The 1088-nt window shown below is 47.2% G+C and carries 1 protein-coding gene; it reads left to right on the plus strand.

The window, feature by feature from the left end:
- On the plus strand, window positions 1–1088 hold a 1088-nt coding region (locus KDK18_RS00770; RefSeq protein WP_257252485.1), incomplete at both ends, for a hypothetical protein.

Here is a 1088-nt window from a genome sequence, read left to right on the forward strand (position 1 = left end):
CTATATGCAAAGGCTCTACCTGGAAATCCTGCAACCCTTAACAAAGGATGATCAGTTGCTTTTTATGGATGCCAGCCATGCCCGGGCTATATTCGACCTGTTTCCTTCGTTGAGCGCCCTGCATAAACTCAGCAAAGAGCATTCCTCCCAATGGTTAAAAGGGCTGCTTGAAGCCTGCCTTGGGCTAAAAACCCATGACATTACCAAAGAAGGCATCCAGACACTCTTTGAAGCGCTACTCAAAACCCATAGCCTTCTGCCCCGGGATAACGATATCCCCGATCGCTTTCTGTCGGGGATGCGTGCTACCGACAACAATACCGTTGAGATACCTGTCTCTGGGCTTATCCCGTCAGGAGAAGGGCTGGCCCTGAGTTTTATTTCTATGCTGATGCGGAACCTTAAAGAAGTGTCCTTCACTGTCAGAGGACAGCGGCTTGAAGTTGAAGGGCTGCCTTTCGGTATTATGACCTACCGTTTTCCAATACCGCAGCTAAAAATACAGGATGAAAAAATTGAAATTAGCAACTGGTCAGAGCGACAGCTCAGGATTTTTTTGAAAATCATCAATGTACCTGAACACTATTATCTGACCGCAGAAGATTGGCAAAGGCGTTTAAAAGAGGATGACCCGGCATACCTCCAGAGGCACGAAGCCAGACTGGCCGCTAACAGAAGGCTGAAGGCAAGAGGCGATGTTGAAGAAGCTCTCCCCTCCAATCCCTTGCCTATTCATGTTTTGGCTACCCTGCTCAACAGAAGAATGGCCATCAAACCTGTCGTCTGGAAATCTCTTGACCACCATAAAGAGAGACTGCATAAATCCTTGCTTGGCAAACTGAGGGAAAGAATCGAAGCATCAGGTACAGAATGCCCCGATGAGATTAAAGCATCACTGTCCCAATACCTGGATAACGTTCAATCCGGGGCGGCTGAAGCCTGTGTGCCGTTAAGTGAACCAGAACCACAAAGCGTTAACCCGACAGATGACAAAAGAGAAAAACAGGCTTTTGGTCTTTTATGGTTAAAACTCAACCAGACAGAAGTTTTTGACATCGAAATACTGACATTACTGGACGGGTACAGGG

It is taken from the genome of Endozoicomonas sp. SESOKO3 (assembly GCF_024606255.1).